This is a genomic window from Thermoactinomyces sp. FSL K6-2592, assembly GCF_038006465.1.
Classification (GTDB): domain Bacteria; phylum Bacillota; class Bacilli; order Thermoactinomycetales; family Thermoactinomycetaceae; genus Thermoactinomyces; species Thermoactinomyces vulgaris.
The window spans coordinates 2,116,956-2,138,997 of sequence record NZ_JBBOVH010000001.1; the positions used below are offsets into that span (position 1 = coordinate 2,116,956).

Annotated in this window: 22 protein-coding genes, 2 tRNA genes and 2 pseudogenes; all 26 read right to left on the reverse strand. The window is 47.1% G+C overall.

The features are described from left to right. Positions 1-68: 68 nt before the first annotated feature. The 26 genes and pseudogenes from ytxC to pstC all read right to left on the reverse strand — a co-directional run bounded on the left by ytxC (position 69) and on the right by pstC (position 22,004). Entirely contained in the window at positions 69-953 is an 885-nt protein-coding gene (gene ytxC / locus NYE37_RS11000) for a putative sporulation protein YtxC (RefSeq protein WP_049719796.1), read from the reverse strand. A gap of 138 nt (positions 954-1,091) precedes the next feature. Continuing rightward, positions 1,092-1,724, reverse strand: coding sequence for a metal-dependent hydrolase (locus NYE37_RS11005; RefSeq protein WP_049719795.1), 633 nt, complete (start codon positions 1,722-1,724; stop codon positions 1,092-1,094). A 170-nt stretch (positions 1,725-1,894) separates the two neighbouring features. Then, positions 1,895-3,007, reverse strand: coding sequence for a cyclic dehypoxanthinyl futalosine synthase (gene mqnC, locus NYE37_RS11010; RefSeq protein ID WP_037993418.1), 1,113 nt, complete (start codon positions 3,005-3,007; stop codon positions 1,895-1,897). Positions 3,008-3,166: 159 nt separating this feature from the next. Continuing rightward, positions 3,167-3,256 (reverse strand) — tRNA-Leu (locus NYE37_RS11015). Positions 3,257-3,263: 7 nt separating this feature from the next. Further along, positions 3,264-3,339, reverse strand: a tRNA-Phe gene (locus NYE37_RS11020). 111 nt (positions 3,340-3,450) lie between these two features. Next, entirely contained in the window at positions 3,451-4,905 is a 1,455-nt protein-coding gene (locus NYE37_RS11025; RefSeq protein ID WP_037993419.1) for a replication initiation and membrane attachment family protein, read from the reverse strand. A 96-nt stretch (positions 4,906-5,001) separates the two neighbouring features. Then, positions 5,002-5,496, reverse strand: coding sequence for a transcriptional regulator NrdR (gene nrdR, locus NYE37_RS11030; protein ID WP_037993421.1), 495 nt, complete (start codon positions 5,494-5,496; stop codon positions 5,002-5,004). 136 nt (positions 5,497-5,632) lie between these two features. Then, positions 5,633-6,115 (reverse strand): glutathione peroxidase, encoded by a 483-nt coding sequence (locus tag NYE37_RS11035; protein WP_236533526.1) that lies wholly within the window; start codon positions 6,113-6,115, stop codon positions 5,633-5,635. Between the two features lie 218 nt (positions 6,116-6,333). Continuing rightward, positions 6,334-7,356, reverse strand: a complete 1,023-nt coding sequence (locus NYE37_RS11040) for a glyceraldehyde-3-phosphate dehydrogenase (RefSeq protein WP_037993424.1) — start codon at positions 7,354-7,356, stop codon at positions 6,334-6,336. 126 nt (positions 7,357-7,482) lie between these two features. Further along, positions 7,483-8,121: a lytic transglycosylase domain-containing protein gene (locus tag NYE37_RS11045; RefSeq protein ID WP_049719793.1), complete on the reverse strand. Its 639-nt coding sequence runs from the start codon at positions 8,119-8,121 to the stop codon at positions 7,483-7,485. Then, positions 8,091-8,687, reverse strand: coding sequence for a dephospho-CoA kinase (gene coaE, locus NYE37_RS11050; protein ID WP_309485138.1), 597 nt, complete (start codon positions 8,685-8,687; stop codon positions 8,091-8,093). Before coaE ends, NYE37_RS11045 begins: the two co-directional genes overlap by 31 nt. A gap of 23 nt (positions 8,688-8,710) precedes the next feature. After that, a complete protein-coding gene (gene ytaF, locus NYE37_RS11055) occupies positions 8,711-9,373 on the reverse strand; it encodes a sporulation membrane protein YtaF (RefSeq protein WP_037993427.1) in 663 nt (220 codons plus the stop codon). A gap of 63 nt (positions 9,374-9,436) precedes the next feature. Next, positions 9,437-10,261, reverse strand: coding sequence for a DNA-formamidopyrimidine glycosylase (gene mutM / locus NYE37_RS11060; RefSeq protein WP_037993430.1), 825 nt, complete (start codon positions 10,259-10,261; stop codon positions 9,437-9,439). 12 nt (positions 10,262-10,273) lie between these two features. Beyond that, positions 10,274-12,922: a DNA polymerase I gene (polA, locus tag NYE37_RS11065; RefSeq protein ID WP_037993431.1), complete on the reverse strand. Its 2,649-nt coding sequence runs from the start codon at positions 12,920-12,922 to the stop codon at positions 10,274-10,276. A 246-nt stretch (positions 12,923-13,168) separates the two neighbouring features. Next, a complete protein-coding gene (locus NYE37_RS11070) occupies positions 13,169-14,047 on the reverse strand; it encodes a LacI family DNA-binding transcriptional regulator (protein ID WP_062842873.1) in 879 nt (292 codons plus the stop codon). A gap of 91 nt (positions 14,048-14,138) precedes the next feature. After that, on the reverse strand, positions 14,139-14,336 hold the full coding sequence (locus NYE37_RS11075; protein ID WP_062842872.1) for a hypothetical protein: 198 nt from the start codon (positions 14,334-14,336) through the stop codon (positions 14,139-14,141). 47 nt (positions 14,337-14,383) lie between these two features. Beyond that, a complete protein-coding gene (locus NYE37_RS11080) occupies positions 14,384-15,316 on the reverse strand; it encodes a hypothetical protein (protein WP_049719781.1) in 933 nt (310 codons plus the stop codon). Between the two features lie 204 nt (positions 15,317-15,520). Beyond that, positions 15,521-15,827 (reverse strand): annotated as a pseudogene (locus NYE37_RS11085) (phosphate signaling complex PhoU family protein). A gap of 186 nt (positions 15,828-16,013) precedes the next feature. Beyond that, positions 16,014-16,223 (reverse strand): hypothetical protein, encoded by a 210-nt coding sequence (locus NYE37_RS11090; protein WP_037993436.1) that lies wholly within the window; start codon positions 16,221-16,223, stop codon positions 16,014-16,016. 293 nt (positions 16,224-16,516) lie between these two features. After that, positions 16,517-16,789 carry a hypothetical protein gene (locus tag NYE37_RS11095; protein ID WP_037993437.1) on the reverse strand — a complete coding sequence of 91 codons (273 nt, stop codon included), beginning with the start codon at positions 16,787-16,789 and terminating at the stop codon, positions 16,517-16,519. A gap of 10 nt (positions 16,790-16,799) precedes the next feature. Further along, positions 16,800-17,102 (reverse strand): hypothetical protein, encoded by a 303-nt coding sequence (locus NYE37_RS11100; RefSeq protein ID WP_049719778.1) that lies wholly within the window; start codon positions 17,100-17,102, stop codon positions 16,800-16,802. Then, entirely contained in the window at positions 17,084-18,217 is a 1,134-nt protein-coding gene (locus NYE37_RS11105) for a hypothetical protein (protein ID WP_131470841.1), read from the reverse strand. The genes NYE37_RS11100 and NYE37_RS11105 overlap by 19 nt, the downstream gene beginning before the upstream one ends. Positions 18,218-18,567: 350 nt before the next feature. Then, positions 18,568-19,302 (reverse strand): annotated as a pseudogene (gene pstB, locus NYE37_RS11110) (phosphate ABC transporter ATP-binding protein PstB); the annotation flags it as partial. A gap of 36 nt (positions 19,303-19,338) precedes the next feature. Continuing rightward, positions 19,339-20,160: a phosphate ABC transporter ATP-binding protein PstB gene (gene pstB, locus NYE37_RS11115; protein ID WP_082240562.1), complete on the reverse strand. Its 822-nt coding sequence runs from the start codon at positions 20,158-20,160 to the stop codon at positions 19,339-19,341. A gap of 13 nt (positions 20,161-20,173) precedes the next feature. Continuing rightward, positions 20,174-21,064, reverse strand: a complete 891-nt coding sequence (gene pstA / locus NYE37_RS11120; RefSeq protein ID WP_049719775.1) for a phosphate ABC transporter permease PstA — start codon at positions 21,062-21,064, stop codon at positions 20,174-20,176. A 1-nt stretch (position 21,065) separates the two neighbouring features. Continuing rightward, positions 21,066-22,004, reverse strand: coding sequence for a phosphate ABC transporter permease subunit PstC (gene pstC / locus NYE37_RS11125; RefSeq protein WP_049719774.1), 939 nt, complete (start codon positions 22,002-22,004; stop codon positions 21,066-21,068). Positions 22,005-22,042: the final 38 nt, after the last annotated feature.

Sequence of the window (22,042 nt, forward strand, 5' to 3'; positions counted from 1 at the left end):
GCCCGTGTCCTCATCATTGCTTTCGGATAAAATTTGTTATGTATTATACTCATTCCGTCACGGGTTCGTCAAGCATCTTCCAAAAACGGCCGGGCGGAAGGCTGACATTGGCTGCAGCCGTCACAAGTCATCACTCTTCCTTCAAAAATTTGCATCAGGGTCTTGATCACATTTTCATCCGGACAGGTGGTATGAATGATGATTCGCTCCGGCGTCATGCTTAACAAAATGCTCATCAGGTGATCTTTTTGGGATGCCGTTTGATCGGCCATTTCCATAAAAACCGGCTCCAGGTCTTTGTCCAAAACCGGGGTGCCGTCCGATTTCAGCACATGAAATTGTTGGTTGTCATGGATGACATGCACCAGCCCGATTTTCGGGGGCCGGGACTCGATGAACATGCGCAACAATTCAATAAATTCATGGTATTGCCTTTTCAAACGGTAAGCTTGAATGGCTTCCTCCACACAAGCCATCAGCGTTTTCCGGTATGCCTTCAAGCGAAAGGAAACAAAACCGTCCAAAGCAATGTGATGATTTTCTTTCAAAAATCCGGTGATTTGTTTCTCCAATTTTTCCCGCCGGCTGCGGTATATCACCTGTTGGCATTCCCATGCGCTGGTCTCCAATTGCTCCAACACCTGCTGCTGAATCTTCCTGATTTCCTGCTTTGTGAAATAATGGTGACTGGATTGAATCATTTTGCTGATCCATTTCGGTTCCAGATGGTCACAAATGTAACGGGTCAGGATTTTGCCCACTTGCCATACAATCCGATCCCTTTGTTTCTCATCCATCCACTTTCTCAACCGGATGAGGATGACAAAACGTTCTCCCATCCCCATCTCTTTCATGTCAAAAACCGGGCAGACGGAGCGGATGCCCTCCCGCAAGTCTTGCAAACAGGAACGAAATGGCTCATCTCTCTGATCAAACGAAATCAGATATTTCAACCGTCTCCCCTCCCATCCACGGATATTCTCAGAACCACTTTCCATACCAATATATGTTGCAACCAATAACGGTATACAAAAAAACAAAAGGACCCACAAGAAATAAAAAAGACTTGGTCAAAAAACCAAGCCTTCTCTTCAGAACCATCCGGCCATTTTTACTTCGTTATAAAGAATCAGTCCGATCAAATAAACAAACCCCAGCGCAGCCAACAAAATGGACAGCCTTCCGATCAATTTTTCTTCGCTCCCGCCCGTTTTCACTTTGATTCCAAAAGCTTTCATTGAAAATTTCTTTTTATAAGGCCACAAATAAGGAACACCCGCACTGGTTAACGTATCTGCAAAAAGATGGGACAAATAACCGACCAACACCGGTACGGACATCCACGGTTGAATCGTGTAAAACATCCAAGTAACATAAGCGCAGGTAAGAATCGAATGGGTAACCGACCGGTGAGGGGCATAAGCGACGCCGGCGGCAAAAACCCCCATCAGTAACACCCAAAGAGGCAGGCTTTTGATGAAAAACAACAGAATCATGACCAATCCCAAAGCCGCCAGCGCAAATGACCGGTAGGTCCTGCTCAGCGAAGGAAACAAAAAGTTGTTGATCAGGCTGCCGTCTTCATCGATGTCCGGGAGCAAAGAAGCAATTCCCGCCAAAACAATGGTTAAAGCAAGTTCTCCTACATCATCCGTATTTCCGGAGGCCACGGCCAGTCCGACACCCGATGCCACGCCGATGGCAAAATGTGTTTTTCCTGTCAAACCCTCTCCTCCTATCTCTCTGTATCTGAGGGCAAATGAAGGATTTGCCATAAGAAAACCTTTTTGATCACATATTTAAAATAGCAAATATATAAAGTAAAATCTATTTATTTTCTTAAATTATAAAATGACACCCCGGTACCGGAGTGCCATTGCATCCAAAACCCCAATCAGTTTTGCATCACGAAATCCTTTTCGGTATACTCTCCCTCTTGAAAAACACGCAAGATCTCATATTTCGTGTTCCGTTGCGCCGGAATTTTCCCGGCTTCCCGGATCAGGCGCAAAATGAGATGGTTGTTTACTTTATGAGTGGTGCCGGCAGCCGAAACCACATTTTCTTCGATCATGGTGCTTCCAAAGTCATTGCAGCCGAAGTGCAGTGATTTTTTCCCGATTTCCGGTCCCATGGTTACCCAGGAGGATTGGAGATTGGGGATATTATCCAGCATCAAACGGGCGATCGCCACCGCTTTCAAATATTCTTCAGGCGGCAATTTTTCCCGTTTCAAATTGGTGTTGTCCGGCTGGAACGTCCATACGATGAAAGCGAGGAAACCTTTCGTCTCGTCTTGGGCCTGCCGGATCCGGAGCAAATGATTCACCCGGTGTTCATTCGTTTCGCCAAAACCGATCACCATGGTTGCCGTGGTATGCATCCCCACGCGATGGGCCGTTTGCATGACATCCATCCAGTCCCGCCAAGAACCTTTCAACCGGCTGATTTTCCGGCGAATTTCATCATCCAGGATTTCCGCTCCGCCACCAGGCAGGGAATCCAACCCCGCTTCATGCAACCGGCGGACCACCTCTTCCAGGGAAAGGCCGGAAACTTCTTTCATTTTCAGGATTTCAGCGGGCGAAAAAGAATGCATGGTGATATCGGGAAAGCGTTTTTTAATTTCCCGTAACAGATTCGTATAATATTCAAACGGCAAATCCGGATTGGTGCCGCCTTGCATCAGAATTTCCGTCCCGCCCACATCCACGGTTTCCTGGATTTTTTGGAAGATCACTTCATTCGGCAGGACATATCCTTCTTCCGACCCCGGCCGGCGGTAAAACGCACAAAACCGGCAATACGTATCACAGATATTGGTATAATTGATATTGCGACCGATGACAAACGTTGTGATCGGCTCCGGATGCCATTTTTTCATGATCTGGTCCGCTGCCCATCCCATTTTTTCTATCTCATCACTTTCCCACAGAGCCAGCCCGTCTTCAAACCCCAGGCGTTCTCCGGCAAGCGCCCTTTCGATTATGGAATCAATCTTCGACATATCTATTCAACCTCCTAAAGAGTCAGATCGACCGCCAACCCAATCATGTCCATCGTATCACAAATCAAAACGGATGGGGCGGGAATACTGCACAAAAAATCCTCCTGTTTTCAGGCGATGTGAATTCACCCATTGAAAACAGGAGGATTTTTTTTGTTGTGGTGCCGAGGGTCGGACTCGAACCGACACGGTGGTACACCCACCGCAGGATTTTAAGTCCTGTGCGTCTGCCAATTCCGCCACCCCGGCAAAAAAATGGTGGTTCGGGACGGAATCGAACCGCCGACACGAGGATTTTCAGTCCTCTGCTCTACCGACTGAGCTACCGAACCTTATGTAACAAATTGTTGGCGACAAATGATATTATATCATGCAAGCATCAAACATGCAAGATGAATCAGGAAATTTTTTTCTTCTGACACCCCCTGCAACCATTCGTTGATTCAGGGGGTGTTTTTTTTCTCCTTGTTGCCGGCCACAAAGCGCTCATTCATCAACCGAAGTTTCGCGCGAATCTGTTCCTGCTGGTCAGCCCATTCATCTTTTGCCTCTTGTTCGGATTTTGACCGTTTGGATTGTTCCATTTGCATTTGCAACGTCCGGGGCAATGCTTCCGGCTTGTTGCGGGGACTTTTCGGATGGAAAGAACGCGGCTGCTGCTTTTTCCTTTTCGTTTCCCATTCTTCTTTTTTCGCCTGCTCCACGGCCTCTTCCACCGTGGAAATCCCCAGCCGCTTCCAATGGCCCGCAATTTTTTCCACCAAATTCCGCGGCAGTTTATAATCATATTTCAACAAGACATATTCCAAGAGCACATTGACAACCCCCGGCGGCAATCCGTAATGGCGAATCAACGACTCCACGATTTCCACATCGCTGGCCGGGATTCGCCCGCCTTTCTGGTAAAATGCCAAAAGTTGCATGGGGGAAATTTGCGCCAACTGCCGAATGTGCTTTTCTTCTTCGGAAAGCGGCTTATCCGGATCCGTCGGCATCTTTTTCTCCTCTTTTGCCTGTTCCGCATCCGCCTTCTTGGCCACCACGGGCGTGCTGCCAAACTGCATGCAATATTCACTTCGGACAAAAGAACGCAAGCGGTCCAGACGGATTTGCCCGTGACTGGTCACATAAGGATTCTGCAACGCTTTTAAAATCGCCCATTCATCCAGCTGATACAAAAAACCAAGCTCTCTGATTTCTTGTTTTAAATCCTCCGTCCAAACATCTTTTCCCAATAAATGCGCCAAGCGCAACTCCAGCATGGAAAAATCAATGTCCTGCTTAAAATCCGGCCTTTTTCCCTGATGCAGGCTTTCGTCGATTTTGGCCACCGGCACGGTCATTTCTTTTTCCCGTTCAGCTTGTTTGGCCAGTTCTGCCGGCGAAATGCTGTCAAACACATCCTGAAACGAGCGGGTGATGTTTTTCTTTTTTTCTTCCTTCCGGCCAGGTTGAAAACGGGTGTCCCCGGTCAGCCAGTCTTTTAATGCAATGTACCTTTCTTTGCCCAATGAGTTGTAAAGCGTGACACTTAAAATATCACTTTGAAAAAACTTTGCCGGCGTCAGTGGGGGAAGCATTTCGTATTCATAATAAACATGATCTTCTTCCTCTTCGATCTCATACGTATTGATCAGTCCGACACCTTCCAGCAAATGTCTGGCTTCCAACAGTTGATCAAACGTAAAAGAACATAATTGCAATAAATACGAATGAGCATACAACTTGGAAACACCGGCACGGTGAAGGGGAACTTGACAGGCCAGCGTCATGTATAATGAGATGGCAGAAGCTCCGACAATGGGTTGATACAGATGAATCAGCCCAATGAGATCTGCTTGATGGATCGGACGATGGGTGCGGCAACGCCAACCCGCGTCTTTCCAAAACATAGCCATGGTTTGGCCTCCTCTGCACTTCGCATTCGCTAGCATTGGAATATCATTGTAACATAAGAGCCTGCCGGATCATCAAATCCCATTTACCACCAATTCTTACTCAGACCCTTGTTTTTTTTCTTTATCAAAGGCCATTTGCGACCGTTGCAGCAGTTCTTCCAATTCATTGACAAAAACGTTGATGTCTTTAAATTGCCGGTAGACCGAGGCAAACCGCACATACGAAACTTCATCAATGTCAACCAGCCGCTCCATCACCATTTCACCGATTTCTTTGGACGGAACTTCTGCCGCTCCGCCTTGACGCAACTTTCTTTCAATATCCACGACAAGGTCTTCCAGCTTGGCCAACGGAACCGGCCTTTTTTCGCAGGCACGAATCAGGCCGCGAAGCAGCTTTTCCCGGCTGAATTCTTCGCGGCTCCCGTCTTTTTTGATCACGATGAGCGGTTGTTCTTCAATCATTTCAAAAGTGGTGAAGCGCTGTTCGCACTTTTCGCATTCCCTGCGCCGGCGAATCGCCCTTCCTTCATGAACCGGGCGGGAGTCCAGGACACGGCTGCCATGATTTCCGCAAAACGGGCATCTCAACGTTTCATCATCTCCTCCTGACTTCGTCTGCTTTTGCGTCTCTGTGCGAACCACCCTCATTCTGAGCGCAAATGTCATATTTCCATTTTAAATATTTGTTGACAGGATTCAACCCATATTTGTCACCGGTCCGGACTCACTTCTGATCCAACAAGGCTTCGATCCGGGGGGCAATCTTCTTGGGCGAGGTGGTCGGAGCAAAGCGTTTGACCACATTTCCTTGCCGGTCAACCAGGAATTTGGTGAAGTTCCATTTGATCTCTTTGTTTAACAATCCTTGTGCCGATTGGGTCAGGTATTTGAAAAGCGGATGTTGATTTTCCCCCTTCACATCCACTTTTTGAAACAAGGGAAAGGTGACGCGGTAGTTTATTTCGCAAAAATTGCGGATTTCTTCGTCCGTTCCCGGTTCTTGGTTTCCAAATTGGTTGCACGGGAAGCCCAGCACATAGAAGCCGCGGCCGTGGTATTTTTCATACAGTTCTTGCAACTCTTTGAATTGCGGGGCAAATCCGCACCGGCTCGCCGTATTGACGATCAACAGGACGTTCCCTTCATATTCTCCAAGAGATTGTTCCTTCCCTTGATTGGTTACAGCGGTATATTCATAAACACTCATGGTTCAACCTTCCTTTCAAGGATCATGTCACAGCTTCAGCGGCGTTCATCAGACCTTGTAAGCTGTTACAAATTTATTTTCCCAAAAGTGAAAAACCCTAAATAGAGAACATACATTCTATTTGTTTCATTAAATAAACAATCCGTCGAACGCCCGGCAAAAACATCCTATAAAAGGAAAAAGCTTGCAGAATCATTTTCCACAAGCTTTTCATCCCGTCACACTGTCACTTTCGTGTTCATTTTTTCCCCGACATATTTGGCCAAGTCGACGACACGGCAGGAATATCCCCACTCATTGTCATACCAGGCCAGGATTTTCACTTGCCGGTTGCCCATGACCATGGTCGACAAGGCATCCACAATGGATGAATGTTCGTTTCCGTTGAAATCGGAAGAAACCAGCGGCGCTTCACAAACATCCAAAATCCCTTTGAAACGGGTTTGGGCTGCATGTTTCAACGCTTGGTTGACCTCTTCTTTGGTCACCGGTTTTTCCGTATCCACCACCAAATCAATGACCGAAACGTTCGGCGTGGGAACCCGAAGGGCAAATCCGTTCAACTTCCCTTGCAGTTCGGGAATCACCAACCCCAATGCTTTGGCCGCCCCGGTTTTGGTCGGAATGATGGATTGCGCACAAGCACGGGCCCTGCGCAAATCTTTATGCGGATTATCCAGGTTCTTCTGGTCATTGGTGTACGCGTGAACCGTGGTCATCAACCCGTGGACAATCCCGAACGATTCATGCAACACTTTGGCCACCGGTGCCAAGCCGTTGGTGGTGCAGGATGCATTCGAAATAATGTGATGCCGGTCCGGATCGTAATCGCTTTCATTAACTCCCATGACAACCGTGATATCCTCATCTTTTCCGGGAGCGGTGATCACCACTTTTTTGGCGCCGGCGTTCAAATGTTTTTGCGCCCCTTCGCGGTCCCGGAATTTTCCCGTCGCTTCTACTACAATGTCAATATCCAATTCGCGCCAGGGCAACTCTTCGGGATTGCGGTTGGAAACCAGACGGACTTCATGTCCATCGACACGAAAACCGTGATCGGATACCGTCACATCTTTATGATATAACCCGTGAATTGTGTCATACTTAATCAAATGCGCCAAGGTTTCAGCCGGATAGCTCGCATTCACGGCAACCACTTCGATTCCCGGAACTTCCATAGCTTTGCGGAAAACCATTCTTCCAATGCGCCCAAATCCGTTAATTGCGATACGAACTGCCATAATGGTATACCCCTTCCCATTTGTCACACGCTAATATTCACTTTTATTATAATAAGTATGTCACATTTTGCAACCAGCAGAAACAAAAAAACCTGTTCCCGTACAGGAACAGGTTTCAAACCGTATTCATTTTTCTTGTTTTCTTTTGTATTCCTCGAATTCCCCTTGGTACAATTGTTTGTACTTCTCATAATAATAACTGACCCTGGTCACATAATGGCGGGTCTCCCCGAAATTCTCCGGAATTTGTGTGACATTTTGCCGTGTGCCGTCCCAAACCCCTTGCTCCAACCATTTGTCGACACGGCCATGACCGGCATTGTAAGCGGCCATGACCGCCACTTTATTTCCTTTATACCGTTCGGTCAAGTAAGCAATATACCAGCTTCCCAATTGTATGTTGATAGCCGGGTCATACACGTAATCTTTCAACGCTGGTGAAAAGTTTCCGTTTTTGATGATAAAATCCGCAGTATCCGGCATAATTTGCATCAAACCCTGTGCCCCGACATGCGATTCCCTTTTCGGTTGAAACTTGGTTTCCACCCGGATAATCGCCATGATCAAAAAGGGATCGGCGTTGGTTTCAATCGCACTGTTAAAAATATATTCTTCATATTTCAACGGATAGATCATCATGTTAAAAAGCGGGATGGCCACGATGACAAACACCAGCAACAGGATTAAGGCGATCATGATCGTGCGCTTGGGAGGCAGTGCATCCACTGCCGGCTTTACCCACTTTTTGAGATTAGTTGTTTCCATAACTGATCAACCTGTCTTTCCGTCTCTGACAAAGTTCCCCGATTGTCAATCACATAATCGGCATGCTTCTTTTTCTCTTCGATATCCATCTGTGCGAGAATCCGTTTTTCCGCTTCCTCTCTGGAAAGTGCGTTTCGTTTCATTAATCGTTCCAATTGGATTTCTTTCGGTGTATATACTAAAATAACGGCTTCCACCCATTGCGTCAAATTCCCTTCAATCAGCAACGGGACATCCCAAATCAACAAATCCGGATCTTTCTCTTTTTTTATTTTTTCCGTTTTGTCACGCATGGAATCCACGATCAACGGATGCAACAACCGATTCAACTTTTCCCGTTCGGCAGGGTTATGAAAAATTCTTGCTCCCAACCGTTCGCGATTCAGTTTCCCTTCATCATCCAGTATTCCGGGGCCGAATTCCCGGGCAATCCGCTCCAACCCTTCGGTTCCCGGCTCAACCACTTCGCGGGCAATTTGGTCTGCATCGATGATTTCCGCTCCCTTTCGGCGAAACATCTCTGAAACCGTGCTTTTTCCGGTTGCGATGCTTCCCGTCAATCCCACCAACAACGTCCTTCACCGCCTTTTCACATGAATCGCATCACTCCGAGCAAAATCAAAATAACCCCCGGCATATATGCCCAGAAACGATTTTTTAAGTTCTTGGCACAGGAAAACCCGATCCACATCCCCAACCGTAAAAACAAGGCACTCATCAAAGCAATCAAAAAGGCTGTGGGAACAGGCGGGAACCCCATCATCGCCGCCCCGATGCCGGCGCCAAAAGCATCCAGGGACAAAGCCGTTCCCAACAAAAACGCTTCGGCGGAAGAAATCGATCCGGAATTATCCATATCTGCCATCACGGGGGTTTTTAACACCTTGACCACCAAGCCAAGGCGTTTGATTTGAAAGGTCCAGGTTTTTATCGATAAACAGGATGGACTCTGCGAACGGATTTCATCCTCATTCGTTTCTTTTAAATTCTTTTCCCCCTGCAAAATGATCCACAAGCCGAGGACGATCAATAAAACGGCTCCGAGTGCTTGGGTAAATACGGGGGAAAACAAAGCAGAAAAAAATTTCCCCATGCACATCCCCATGTATAGCACGGCGCCTGAGCATCCGGCAATGATGACGGTAGATACCAGGGGGATACGAATTTTTCTCAGCCCATAGGTTGTTCCCACTCCAAAACTGTCCAAACTGACCGCAAAAGCCAACGCGATGATCAACCAACCATGCAACATCACTGATCCCCCTCATAAGATAGGCATTTGTTACCCTATCTTATGAAGGAACCATCCATGAGGTCACCGTTGGCAATGGGAACACACATGCGTTCCCCGCCCGGCCACAACCATCCGTTCAATCGGCCTTCCGCATTTGGGACAAGGTTCATGTTTCCGGCCATAAACCTGGATTCTCAACTGGAACATTCCCATTTCGCCTTCCCCGTTCAAATAAGAACGGACGGAAGACCCTCCCAGTTCAATGGCTTCTTTCAGGGTTTGTTGAATGCTGTGGTACAAACGTTCCACTTCTTCTTCCTTTAATGACGAAGCCGTCCGGGTCGGATGAATCGCCGCCCGGAACAAAGACTCGTCCACATAAATATTTCCAAGCCCCGCGATATATTCCTGATTTAAAAGAACCGCTTTGATATTGGTTTTCCGTTTGGCGAGCAACGCCTGAAACCAGGAAAGCTGAAACTCATCCGTAAGCGGCTCCGGCCCCAGTTTCTTCAACGGCAACTGCTCATCTTCTTCCCCGTATGGAAACAAGTGCATGGTGCCAAATTGCCGCACATCCCGGTAGCGGAGCTCGGTACCGTCCGTAAAGTGAAAGATGACATGGGTATGCTTCTCGCAAGGCTCCCCTTGTTCCGCCAGACGATACTTTCCTTCCATGCGCAGATGAGAAACCAGCACCAGCGGATCGCAGACGATTTTCAAAAACTTTCCCCGCCGGCCGATCCCGATGATGGTTGTCCCGGCCAACATGCGCCGAAAGGCCTCTGTGTCATCCGGACGTTTGATAATTCTGGGCAAACGGACCGTCACATCTTCGATCTGTTTGCCGATGACCAATTTTTGCAAAGTTTTTCTGACTGTTTCAACCTCAGGTAATTCCGGCAATCGTTTCTCCTCCTATTTTGCTTCGTACCAGTTGCTCCCGACACTCACTTGCACTTTCAGTGGAACCGATAACCGGACAGCTTGTTCCATCGTATTCTGAACCAACTCTTTCATGACCGTCAATTCTTCTTCGGGAACTTCAAAGATCAATTCGTCATGCACTTGCAAAAGCAACCGGCTTTTCAACCCTTTTTCACGCATCAACCGGTCCACTTTCACCATCGCATGCTTGATGATATCCGCCGCCGTTCCCTGAATCGGAGTGTTCATGGCCGTCCGTTCGGCAAAACTTCTTTCCCCGAAGTTGCGGGCATTGATTTTGGGCAAATAACGGCGCCGGCCCAACATGGTGGTGACATAACCTTCTTTTTTGGCCTTTTCAATCGTGCTGTCCATATACTGCTTGATACCGGGATACGTTTCAAAATAACGCTCAATAAACAACTTGGCCTCTTTTTGCGGAATATCCAGCCCTTGAGCCAGGCCGTATCCGCTGATGCCGTACACAATGCCAAAGTTGACGGCTTTGGCTTGTCTCCGCATTTGATCCGTCACTTCATCTTCCCTGACCCCGAAAACATCCATGGCTGTTTGGGCGTGCACATCTTTATCTTCTTTGAATGCTTTTTGCAAATTTTGGTCTTCTGACAAATGGGCAAGGACTCTCAGTTCAATCTGGGAATAATCCGCAGACAGCATGTACCATCCTGTTTGAGAAGGGACAAAGACCTGGCGGATTTTTCTGCCTTCCTCCATCCGGATCGGGATGTTTTGCAGGTTCGGCTCGGTCGAACTCAACCGGCCGGTGGCCGTAACCGTTTGTTGAAATTGGGTATGGATTTTTCCATCCGGCCCAATCTCTTTTTTTAATCCTTCTATATAAGTAGAATACAATTTTCCAACCTGGCGATAATGTAAAATTTTCTCGACAATTTCATGTTGCGGAGCCAATTTTTCCAAAACATCCGCACTGGTTGAATAGCCGGTTTTCGTTTTTTTGATCACGGGAAGCCCCAATTTTTCAAACAAGATTTCCCCCAGCTGTTTGGGAGAATTGATATTAAACGGCACACCTGCAATGTCATGGATTTCTTCCTGCAACCGGTCCATTGACGCCTTCAATTCCCGGCCCAGCTCATCCAACCGTTCATGGTCCACCCGGACGCCCCTTTGTTCCATGTCAGACAAAATGGAGGAAAGCGGCAGTTCCATTTCATACATAAGCGCATCCAATTTGGCTTCTTGCACTTGCTCTTTCAACAACGGGGTGAGTCTGTGAACAAACCGGGCTTTCCGCGATAGGTGTTCTGCCAGCTCATCCCCTTCCAATTGACGGCGTTTGACTCCTTTTCCATACACCTCTTCATCCGGCGGCAAATACCCTTCCCCACGCCGCTCAACGATATCAGACAAAGCCGGATGCGAATCAGACGGATCGAGCAAATAAGCCGCCAACAGCACATCAAAAGCCATCCCGTCCACCTGAAGTCCGGCATGTTGTTGAAAGGCGGTTTGAATCGTTTTGGCATCGTAGACAAATTTCGTCTTTTTTGAATCGGAAAGCCAATCGCGAACCATTTGATTTTCCCTCACCAACCCGGCCGGCAAAACCAGCTGGGTTTCACCGTCGGAAACCGCCATGGCCAGAAATTCCCCTTTGATCGGATGCGGTTCGGTCATTTCAACCACGAGCGCCTTATCCCCTTTGGAAAAAAAGGACTCCCACGGGCCGAGCGCTTCACCAGTTTCAATCCGGTGATAAGAAATGCTTTTCAAATCCCGGTCATCCTTCCGTCCTTCTTGCGGGGACAAGCGGGAAAGCAACGTGTTAAACGACAGCTTCTTAAATAACGAAACGATTTTTTCTTCATCCCGCTCTTTCAAAGCCAGATCATCCAATTCCAGGGACAAGGGAACATCGGTAAAGATGGTCGCCAGCTTCTTGCTCAACAGCGCCTGCGCTTGATGTTCTTTCACTTTTTCGCGCAATTTTTTCCCCGGCAACTCATCGGCGTGTTCGATCACTTCTTCCACCGACGGATAGAGACGGAGCAATTTGAGAGCTGTCTTTTCCCCGACCCCCGGAATTCCCGGGATATTGTCCGAAGTATCCCCCATCAAGCCTTTGAGGTCGATGATTTGTTCCGGTTTTAATCCGTATTTCCCGTCGATCGCCTTTCTGTCATAGTGCTCCACTTCCGTGATGCCTTTTCGGGTCAACAACACATGCACCCGGTCATTCACCAGTTGCAGCAAATCTTTATCCCCGCTGACAATCCGGATATCCAGGTCTTTGCGGTCACACGTTTTGGAAAGCGTCCCGATAATGTCATCCGCTTCATAGCCGCTTTCCTCGAAGTAAGGAATTTGAAAAGCATCCAAAACCTCTTTAATGAGGGGAAATTGCTCCCTCAGCTCGTTCGGCGTTTCTTTTCGCGTTCCTTTGTATTCCTGAAAATCTTTGTGCCGGAATGTGGTTTTCCCGGCATCAAACGCCACCAGCATGTGGGTCGGCTTTTCGTCTTCCAGGATTTTCATGAGCATCATGGTAAAGCCGTACACCGCATTGGTATATTGCCCGCTGGCATTGGATAAAAGCGGCAACGCATAGTAAGCCCGGTACGCGATGCTGTTGCCGTCGATCAAAATCAATTTACCCACGCTATCTTCACACCTTTTCCCATCACGTTTTCAAACATAAACCTATTGTAACATGTCCAAAATTCCTCCTTCCAGTCAATTGGTAACAATATGCGAACAAACGATCTGGATCTGCGCCTTTTGGGAAAGGATTCCACAAAAAAGAAGGGTCGGCAACACCCCTTTCCGTTTGTTTGTCCGGCTTTTTCCCTTTTAATCAACTATTCCGCCCGGCAACGCCCCCGTGCTGATCCGGCTCCGGCGGCTTCACATCGCCGGGATTTTGCCCGTTGTTTCCCGGATGATCAATTCCGGGTTATACAAAATGCGTTGGCTTTGAAACCGGCCTGTTTGGATTTTGTCGATCAACAAATCCACCGCCGAATTTCCCAGTTCGGAGATCGGTTGGACCACCGTGGTCAGACACGGATAGGTGGCCCTTGCCAGAATGGTGTCATCAAAGCCGACCAAAGACAGCTGATCAGGAATTCGTATTCCTTTTTCTTTGGCCCCCAAAATCACGCCGATGGCCAACTGATCATTGCAGGCAAAAATGGCGGTCGGCGGATCCGGCAAGCGGAAGAAGTCGTCCAAGGCTTTCATCCCGTTGGGAATCGAACCCCTGGTTTTGATCATATACTTCGGTTTCGGTTCAATGCCGTAAGTTTTAAGGGCTTGCAAATATCCTTCCGTCCGTTTCACGCTGGAAAGGGCCCATTGCTCACTGATGATGGCAATTTTCCGGTGCCCGTTTTGCAAATGGTGCATGGTTGCTTCATAGCCGCCTTTAAAATCATCCACAATCACTTTCGGTGCATCGATGGACGGGTCATCCTGCGTCAGCAACACCACCGGCAACCGGTTTTGGATCAATTCGGCCAGGATTTTTTTATTTTGGAATGTGGAACCGATGATAAAACCATCGATCAGTTTGTTTTGTAACAGTTCCACATACTTCTTTTCTTTTTCTTCATTTTCACCGGTACTGCACAAAATCACACTGTAGCCCCGTTCATGCGCCCGGTTTTCAATGATTCCGGCGATTTCCGAGAAAAAGGGATTGGATATATCCGGCACCAACAACCCCACTGTTTTCGTCCCTTTTCCCATGAGTGCCGAAGCCATGATGTTCGGATGATAATTCAACTCTTCCATCGCTTTTTATATTTGAAATCAATGTATTTTTAGACTATTTTGCATCATTGGCTTGACGGCTCATAAAAAAAGAGAGGGCTTTTCAGCTCTCTCTTTTCCCGCAGCTTGCAGGCTCCCCGTCCTCATCCACCTGCCTCACGCCCCCTCCAAAATGCCATCCGTTTGACTCCACCCATTCAAGAAAAGCGTCCACAAACTCATCCAGATCCACGTTTTGATTTTGGTCATTGGCAAAAACACAACCGTCCACCAGTACTCCGATCTGTTTTTTCTTATCCATATCCGTCCATCTCCTCCTCGCCAAGTTTATGCTTTTGAAACCGGCGGCTACTCTTTCATCCGCTCACCGGCCCCTCTTTCCGCCCTCTTTCTGGGATTCAACACATCCATCAATCGTTGCCTGAGAAGCCTTTGGTTCTTCTCTTTCACTTTGTTTTTGAGCTCAAAAAGATTGGTTTCCTCAGGATCGATCAGTCCGGTTTTCCGGTAGAATTTCTCGATTTCATCGATCGTTCCCTTAATTTCTTCGGAAACCTTGCCAAACGACTCATCGATCTCCTCTTCCAAGACCAACAAGCCCAAATCCATTTTCATGGCAATCACCAGCTGTTCCAAGCTGACTTTCCTTGCTTTGGAAGCTTTCCTGTATTCATGCCACTCCGTGATCTGCTCCAAAGGGACATTTCCATAGTGTCTCCTGCCCATATTGATTTTGCTTGTCACTTCCAAATAGCAACTTGCCGTCCAATTTCCCAACAGGTCCATCACCGTGGGGGAGACGACCAGGTATTTGCTTCTGCAAAACTGGTAAAAATGCTCGATTTCCTTTTTCAAATTTGCCAGTGCATCATGATAATCCGGCCGGACGGCCGTTCGCTCAAACTCCTGTTCAATCTTCTGCACCTTCTCCCAAATCCGGCTGTATGCCTCAAACTTTTGATCATACACTTTCTGGCTCATGACAGCCGTTTTCGACCGGTTGTAAATATAAAAGGTTGTGACCACCGTGAGCGCTGTCACCAAACTCTGAATAGCTCCTCCATATACCTCCGGACTGTTCAAAGCCTCCGGATCCAGCCCGAGGGATTTGAAAAAATCCTTGGTATGGGGGGAAATAAAAAATTTGAAATTGATGAATAAGAGCACGACAACAAAAGCGGCGATCCCCCATTTCACGGCTCTTTTCCATTTTTGCCTTCTCAAAATCTTCTGCCTCAATTTCCCGTCCATCGGCTCGGGGATGTCTAAAAACAGCATCATGCATGACCTCCAATCATCGTTGACATGAGACATTATAAACTGCAAAATGTTCCAAAACATCCCCCTTGAACCATTTTTGGGACAACGGGAGCAAAACACAAATGAAAAAACAGGGAACATCACCGTCCCCTGCCTGTCCTTCTTGCTTTTCCCAGGTCCCTTCAGCCTCCAAAAAATCCCCCAAAGGGTCCGGACAAAATCCTGTTAATTCAAATCCATTTGTTTACCGGTTTCCATATATACAACACTTTCGGCAATATTGGTGACATGGTCCGCTATTCTTTCCAAGTCGGATGCAATCTTCATCGCCTTGAATATCTTTCTGAGATCGGTGGCCAGGTTGTTGGGTTGCAATCAGTTTGACCACGGTATCATCGATTTTTTCTTCCATCTCATCGACATGGTGGTCTTCCCGGATCACTCCTTGCGCAACCGTAACTTCTCTTTTCTCAAAAGCCTTGAGCGCTTTGTGAATCGAAACTTCCACCTGCTCCCCCATCTTCAACAACATGGACTCCAGAGAGAAAAGAGTTAAAATAAAAATTCTTCATTCAATCAACTTCGGCTTTGAAACTTCAGTGTATCGGCTTTGGAAATCATCAAAAAGTCATTTACTCAATTGCTTCTACGATTAAAAGGGGAAAATCCCCTTCAGATAATACACCAAATATAGCGGAAATGTTCCACTTCATAATCTTTATGCAATCAAGTTCAACAATTCTTCTCTCCTAATTTTCCTATCACTGCCTGCCGGATAATTTTCCAATAGGTATTGTTTTAAACGACATTCTTCTTGGTATCCGTCTACTTTTTTAATTTCTTGTGTAAACGCGTTTATCATTTCATCATCAACAATCTCAATAGAAAGCATAACCACACCATTTTGCCCAGCTATTGGCATCGCCATGGATCACATCCCAAGCACTAATTTCTTAATAATCCATTGAATTGTTCTATTTATAAATCATACGCCTGCTTTCTTCCATATACATAATGGCTTAAGCAGGCGTATTCCCAGCTTAAAGTTTTTTATCAATCCCATAATTAAGATTCAATAAGTGATGCTTTCATTTAAAAATCATTCCCAATCCAGATCATTGGAAAGCTCTCTCGTTTGGTAAAAATACTTCATCGCATGGACTACTTCTTGAAAACCCACCAGATGAATATCTGCTATATCTGTTGCAATTTGACCTGTAGCTAAAAAAAGTATTCATCAGGGTCTCCATTTGGGTTAAGCAAGGTATTAAAATCACCATTTTCATCAAAGAACTCAACAATATATACTCTTTGTCCTTTCTCTTCAATAAACTCTCCACCCACTACTGTCATAAATCCAACATCTTCTATTTTTAGACTTGCTTGACTCACTTTCTTGCCATCCAGACTTTCCAAGACTTCATAAACTTTTTCCCAAGTAGGATTTGAAATTACTTTTGATTTATTTTGAATACTTAATTCATAATTTTTCAATATATACCACCTACCAACTTTGTCTTTTATATCCCGGTCTTGGACGAATTATTTCCTTTCCATCAGGTGTTTTAACAATCAATTCATCTAGTCCCACTTCTTCAACTAGATTTTGAACACCTCTACCATCACCACATGGTCCGCAAAATGGACGGTCTACCACTAATGTGGCTTTCCCACCTAGTATCTTTTTGCTCTTTCTATACTTATATAAATGCCAAAATACATCGCCTTCTGCATGAGTATAGGTTTGTCCATTTGTAGCAAATTTCTCCCGGGGGGTACCTAGTTTTCCTATTTTTCTTTTGCCCATTCCTTCCTCAATTCTGAATACCCTCCTACATCAATTCCCCATCCACTTCTTCCCCAAATTTGTACTCCATCCGATTCAAGTACTGCGACGGTATTTCCACTCTTCAATATATCATTTTCTATTAACAAGTTATCCTCTTTTAAAAACGGGATTCCTAATTCTTTTCTTAATTTAGCAACATATTCTAAGCTTAGTTTTCCTTCCGCTTTTCTATATTTTTCTATTGAATTTACCTTCACTATTTTCTGTCCTTTAATAATTGCACCGTTTTTTAGTTTATATCCTTTTCCTTTTAACCCTTCTTTACTTAAATCTGTATATTCTGCTATATGTTTTACATTTTCTCGTCTTTGTTCCAGAGAGAGTGGCTTTGCAGATGAAGAATTTCCACCTGAAGTTACTCCATCTGGAGCATGAAAACAATTAGAAAATGGAATATCAATTAAAGCGTGATATCTCCCCGTTTGCCGAACCGCAACACAATCGCCAACTTTGTTGAAAACATTTTTGACAATCGGGGTTTTGGCCAGTACCGGTTCCAGTGATGCAACGGCTTTATTAATCGCTGGTTGGGCAAAGTGAACCACGGCGACGGAGCCGGCTCCAAAAATTCCTGCCAAAATGGCATTTTTCCAATTGATCTTCCGTCCATGCAAAATATCGTCTGCCACACTGGTGCCGGCACCCTCGACGGCTCCGATGGCTCCGCCTTTACCAAACATTTTCTGAAGAGGTGCCGGCAATTTGGAAACCAGTTTTTGTCCTCCGCGAAGAACAGGCCCCAAGACTTTGGAATTCTTGGCACCCATGATCAGTTTTTGTCCGATACCGCTCGCCAATCCCCGGGAAGCTCCTGCCGTGATGCCTCCGCCGACCAATCCCAAGATGCCGCCAATGGCTACTTCCAAGAAGGTCATTTTGTTAATTTCCCAACCATTCAGGGCCATACTGATCACAAATGACAACATACCACTAAGTACGGCTCTCCCTAACGGTGTGGCAAAGATGCACAAGACGATCCCCAAAATCAAAACACCGGCAAAAGCTATATATTCTTTATATTTTTTCACCCATTCCCAAGCCGTTGACATCGTATCAATCACGACTTCTGCCATTTTGGAGCAAATCTTGGTGAGCCAATCCCAAAAGGCAGCCGCTTTCTCTTTGGTCCATTCCCATGCCCCTGAAATTTTGTCCCCGAACCAATCTCCAACCTTTGACAATGATTCGGTAACAGACAATTGAATTTCTAACTAATTTTTAACAAAAAAAATAAACCTGCTCTTTTGCAGGTCAAGCAATATGCTTCAGTTTTTGTGTATATTAAATTTTCAGGTGTTCGAGTTTTTCAAGATCCATATAATCCCAGAAGAAATTAAAGTTAGGTTGGGCACAAGCTTTACTGAAGTGGAATTCTTTTAATGAATGATCCAACGGACGGGCCAAGAAGGACCCTCTCCTTTCCTCAACCAAACCGGCCTTGAATATATTCTTCCGTCCGGCGGTCCCGGGGCCGGGTAAACAGTTGCCAGGTGTCATTTTCTTCCAACACTTCTCCGTTTAAGAAAAACACGGTTTGATCCGACACCCGGGCGGCTTGTTGCATATTGTGAGTGACCATCACAACAGTGTAATTTTCCTTTAACTGGACAACCAATTCTTCCAAGCGTTCGGTGGAAACCGGATCCAGGGCGGAAGCCGGTTCATCCATCAGAATGATTTCCGGCTCCACCGCCAACACGCGTGCAATCACCAAACGCTGTTTCTGTCCTCCCGACAACCCCATGGCCGACTGGTGAAGCCGGTTCTTCACTTCCTCCCATAAATGGGCTTGCGTCAATGTCCGTTCCACAATCTCATCCAGCTTCTTTTTTTCTTTCACCCCGTGAACACGGGGCCCGTACGCCACATTATCGTAAATGGAAACGGGGAAAGGGTTGGGTTGTTGAAAAACCATCCCCACTTTTTTCCGGAGTTGCACCAAGTCCACTTCCGGTTCATAAATGTTTTTCCCGTCAATCAAAATCCGGCCGTAAGTCTTCACCCCCGGAATCATGTCGTTCATCCGGTTGATGCTCCGGAGCAAGGTGGACTTCCCGCACCCGGAGGGACCGATCAATGCTGTGACTTTGTTTTTCCTGATATTGAATTGAATGTTTTTCAACGCTTGCTTCTCCCCATAAAAGAGATTGAATTGTTTAATGGAGATTTTGTCCGCCATTTGACTCCCCTTCCTTCAACCAAATCGTCCGGTCAAATAATCCCCGGTCTCTTTCTTCCCGGGCCGGGTAAACAGCTCCCGGGTCTCATTCCATTCAATCAAACGCCCCATGTAAAAATAAGCCGTATAATCGGAAACCCGGGCAGCCTGCTGCATGTTGTGGGTCACCATGACAATGGTGAACTCTTCTTTTAATTCCCGGACCAACTCCTCGATTTTGGCAGTGGATACCGGGTCCAGCGCGGAGGTAGGCTCATCCAGCAAGAGGATTTTCGGTTTCACGGCAATGGCTCTGGCAATGCACAACCGTTGTTGCTGTCCGCCGGAAAGCGTCAAGGCAGACTGATGCAAACGATCCTTGACTTCCTCCCACAACCCGACTTTCTTCAAGCTATCCTCAACAAGTCCGTTCAGCTCTTTTTTCTTGGCTCCGTAAATCCGGGGAGCAAAAGCAATGTTTTCATAAATCGATTTGTGAAACGGGTTGGGGCGTTGAAACACCATTCCGATCCGGCGCCGCAAGGCATTGGCATGAATCCCGGGGTCGTTGATGTCAATGCCCTCCACCAAAATTTTTCCTTCCACACGGGCGCCCGAAATCGTGTCATTCATCCGGTTTAAGCATCGCAAAAAAGTGGACTTCCCACACCCGGAGGGGCCGATCAAAGCCGTGACATGATGTTGATGGAAAGGGAGATTCACATCTTTCACCGCATGATTTTCGCCGTAATAAACGTTTAAACCGACGGTTTCCAACTGGACCACCCGATTTTTCGTTTCCAGTTGCCGGCCCTGTTTTACCTTTCCCTTCACAGGCAACCCGACCGTTTGTAACATCCCGCATTCCCCCTTATCGATTGGATGTAAGGCGTGCATGAATCCACCGCCCCAACCAACGGGCAAGCAGATTGAAAATCAAAACAGCGATCACCAGCAAAGCAGAAGCCCCGGCAGCCACTTCCTTGGCATCGGGAATGATCCCTTCGGCATTGACTTTCCAAATGTGAACCGCCAATGTCGATGCCGGGCGGAACGGATTGAACGGTGAAGCCGGTGAGGTAACATCCCAATGGGTAAAGTCCAGCGGAGGCGAAGTCATTCCCGCTGTAAACAACAAGGCGGCGGCTTCCCCAAACACACGGCCCGAGGCCAAAATGGTCCCGGTGATAATCCCCGGCAATGCAGCCGGAAGCAACACTCTGCAAATCGTTTGCCAATGCGTCACTCCGAGAGCCAGACTGGCTTCCTTCTGCTCCCGGGGAACCGAGGACAAAGACTGTTCCACAATCCGCACCATCAAAGGCAGGTTAAAGACGGACAAAGCCAGTGCCCCCGCCAGAAGCGAATATCCCCATCCGGTGTATTGGACAAACACCAACAGGCCGAACAGACCGACCACAATCGAAGGAAGGGAAGACAACACTTCGATACTCAAGCGGATGAAGCCGGTCAGCTTGCCGGGTTTGGCATACTCCGCCATGTAAATGCCGCCACCCAGCCCCAACGGGATGGTGATCAACATCGTCAACACCAGAAGATAAAAGGAATTGAACAACTGCGGCCCGACACCTCCGCCACCGGTCAAAACCGAACCCGGCGCTTCGGTGATAAACGCCCAATCCACCACTTTCAAACCGCGCATCAAAATAAAACCGATCAGTCCGAGCAATATTCCGACGATCAAAACGGCGATCGCATAAAAGATCGCGGTTGCAATCCGGTCGATAACTTTTGCGTTCATGTCAATCTTCTCTCCTTCGGGAAATAAAACGGATCAAAAAAATAAAAATCAGGGTCATGAGTAGCAAAATCAGTGCCATCGACCACAGCACATCCTGTTCGGTTGTTCCTTGGACGGTATTTCCCATGTTTAAAGTGATCACACTGGTCAGGGTGCTGATAGGGGTGGTGAAGCTGACCGGCAAATTGGGGGCATTTCCGATCACCATTTGGACCGCCAAGGCTTCCCCGAACGCCCGGGCCATTCCCAAAACCACTCCGGTCATCAATCCGGGCATCGCCGAACGAACCACCAGCCGGGAAATGGTTTGCCAGCGGGTTGCCCCCAGTGCATAAGAGCCTTCCCGAACCGTTTTGGGGACGGCTTGAATGGCATCTGCCCCGACACTGATGATGGTGGGCAAAATCATCACGGCCAAAACCAGCATTCCGGATAACAAGCCGAATCCGAAACCGCCGGCCACGCTGCGTATCCATGGAACAATGACTGTCAGGCCGATGAATCCGTAAACGACAGACGGAATTCCCACCAACATTTCAGTGACCGGCTGCAAAATTTTCCTCCCCCAACCCGGCGCAATTTCCGTCATAAAGATGGCTGCACCGATCCCGAGCGGGGCACTGATGATCACCGCACCCGCGGCAACCGCCAGCGAACCGGACACAAAAGCAAGCACTCCGTAAAAAGGGCCGCCTTGCTCCGGTGAAATGGCGGGACCCCACTGCAATGAAAAAAATTCAGACAAGGTGATTTTGTTTCGGAAAAACGGGGCAATTCCTTTGGAAGCAATAAACCAGATGAGCGAAAATAAGGTCACGATTAAAATCCACGCACAAAGAAACGTGATGATTTTTCCTTGTTTTTCAATTCTCAACATTTTCCGTTCGGGCTGAATCAGTTCTTCTTTCAGCGAACGTTTTGCGGAAGCAACTTGTTCCATCTTCCATCTCCTTCCTGTCCTGTCCAATGAAAGGGACA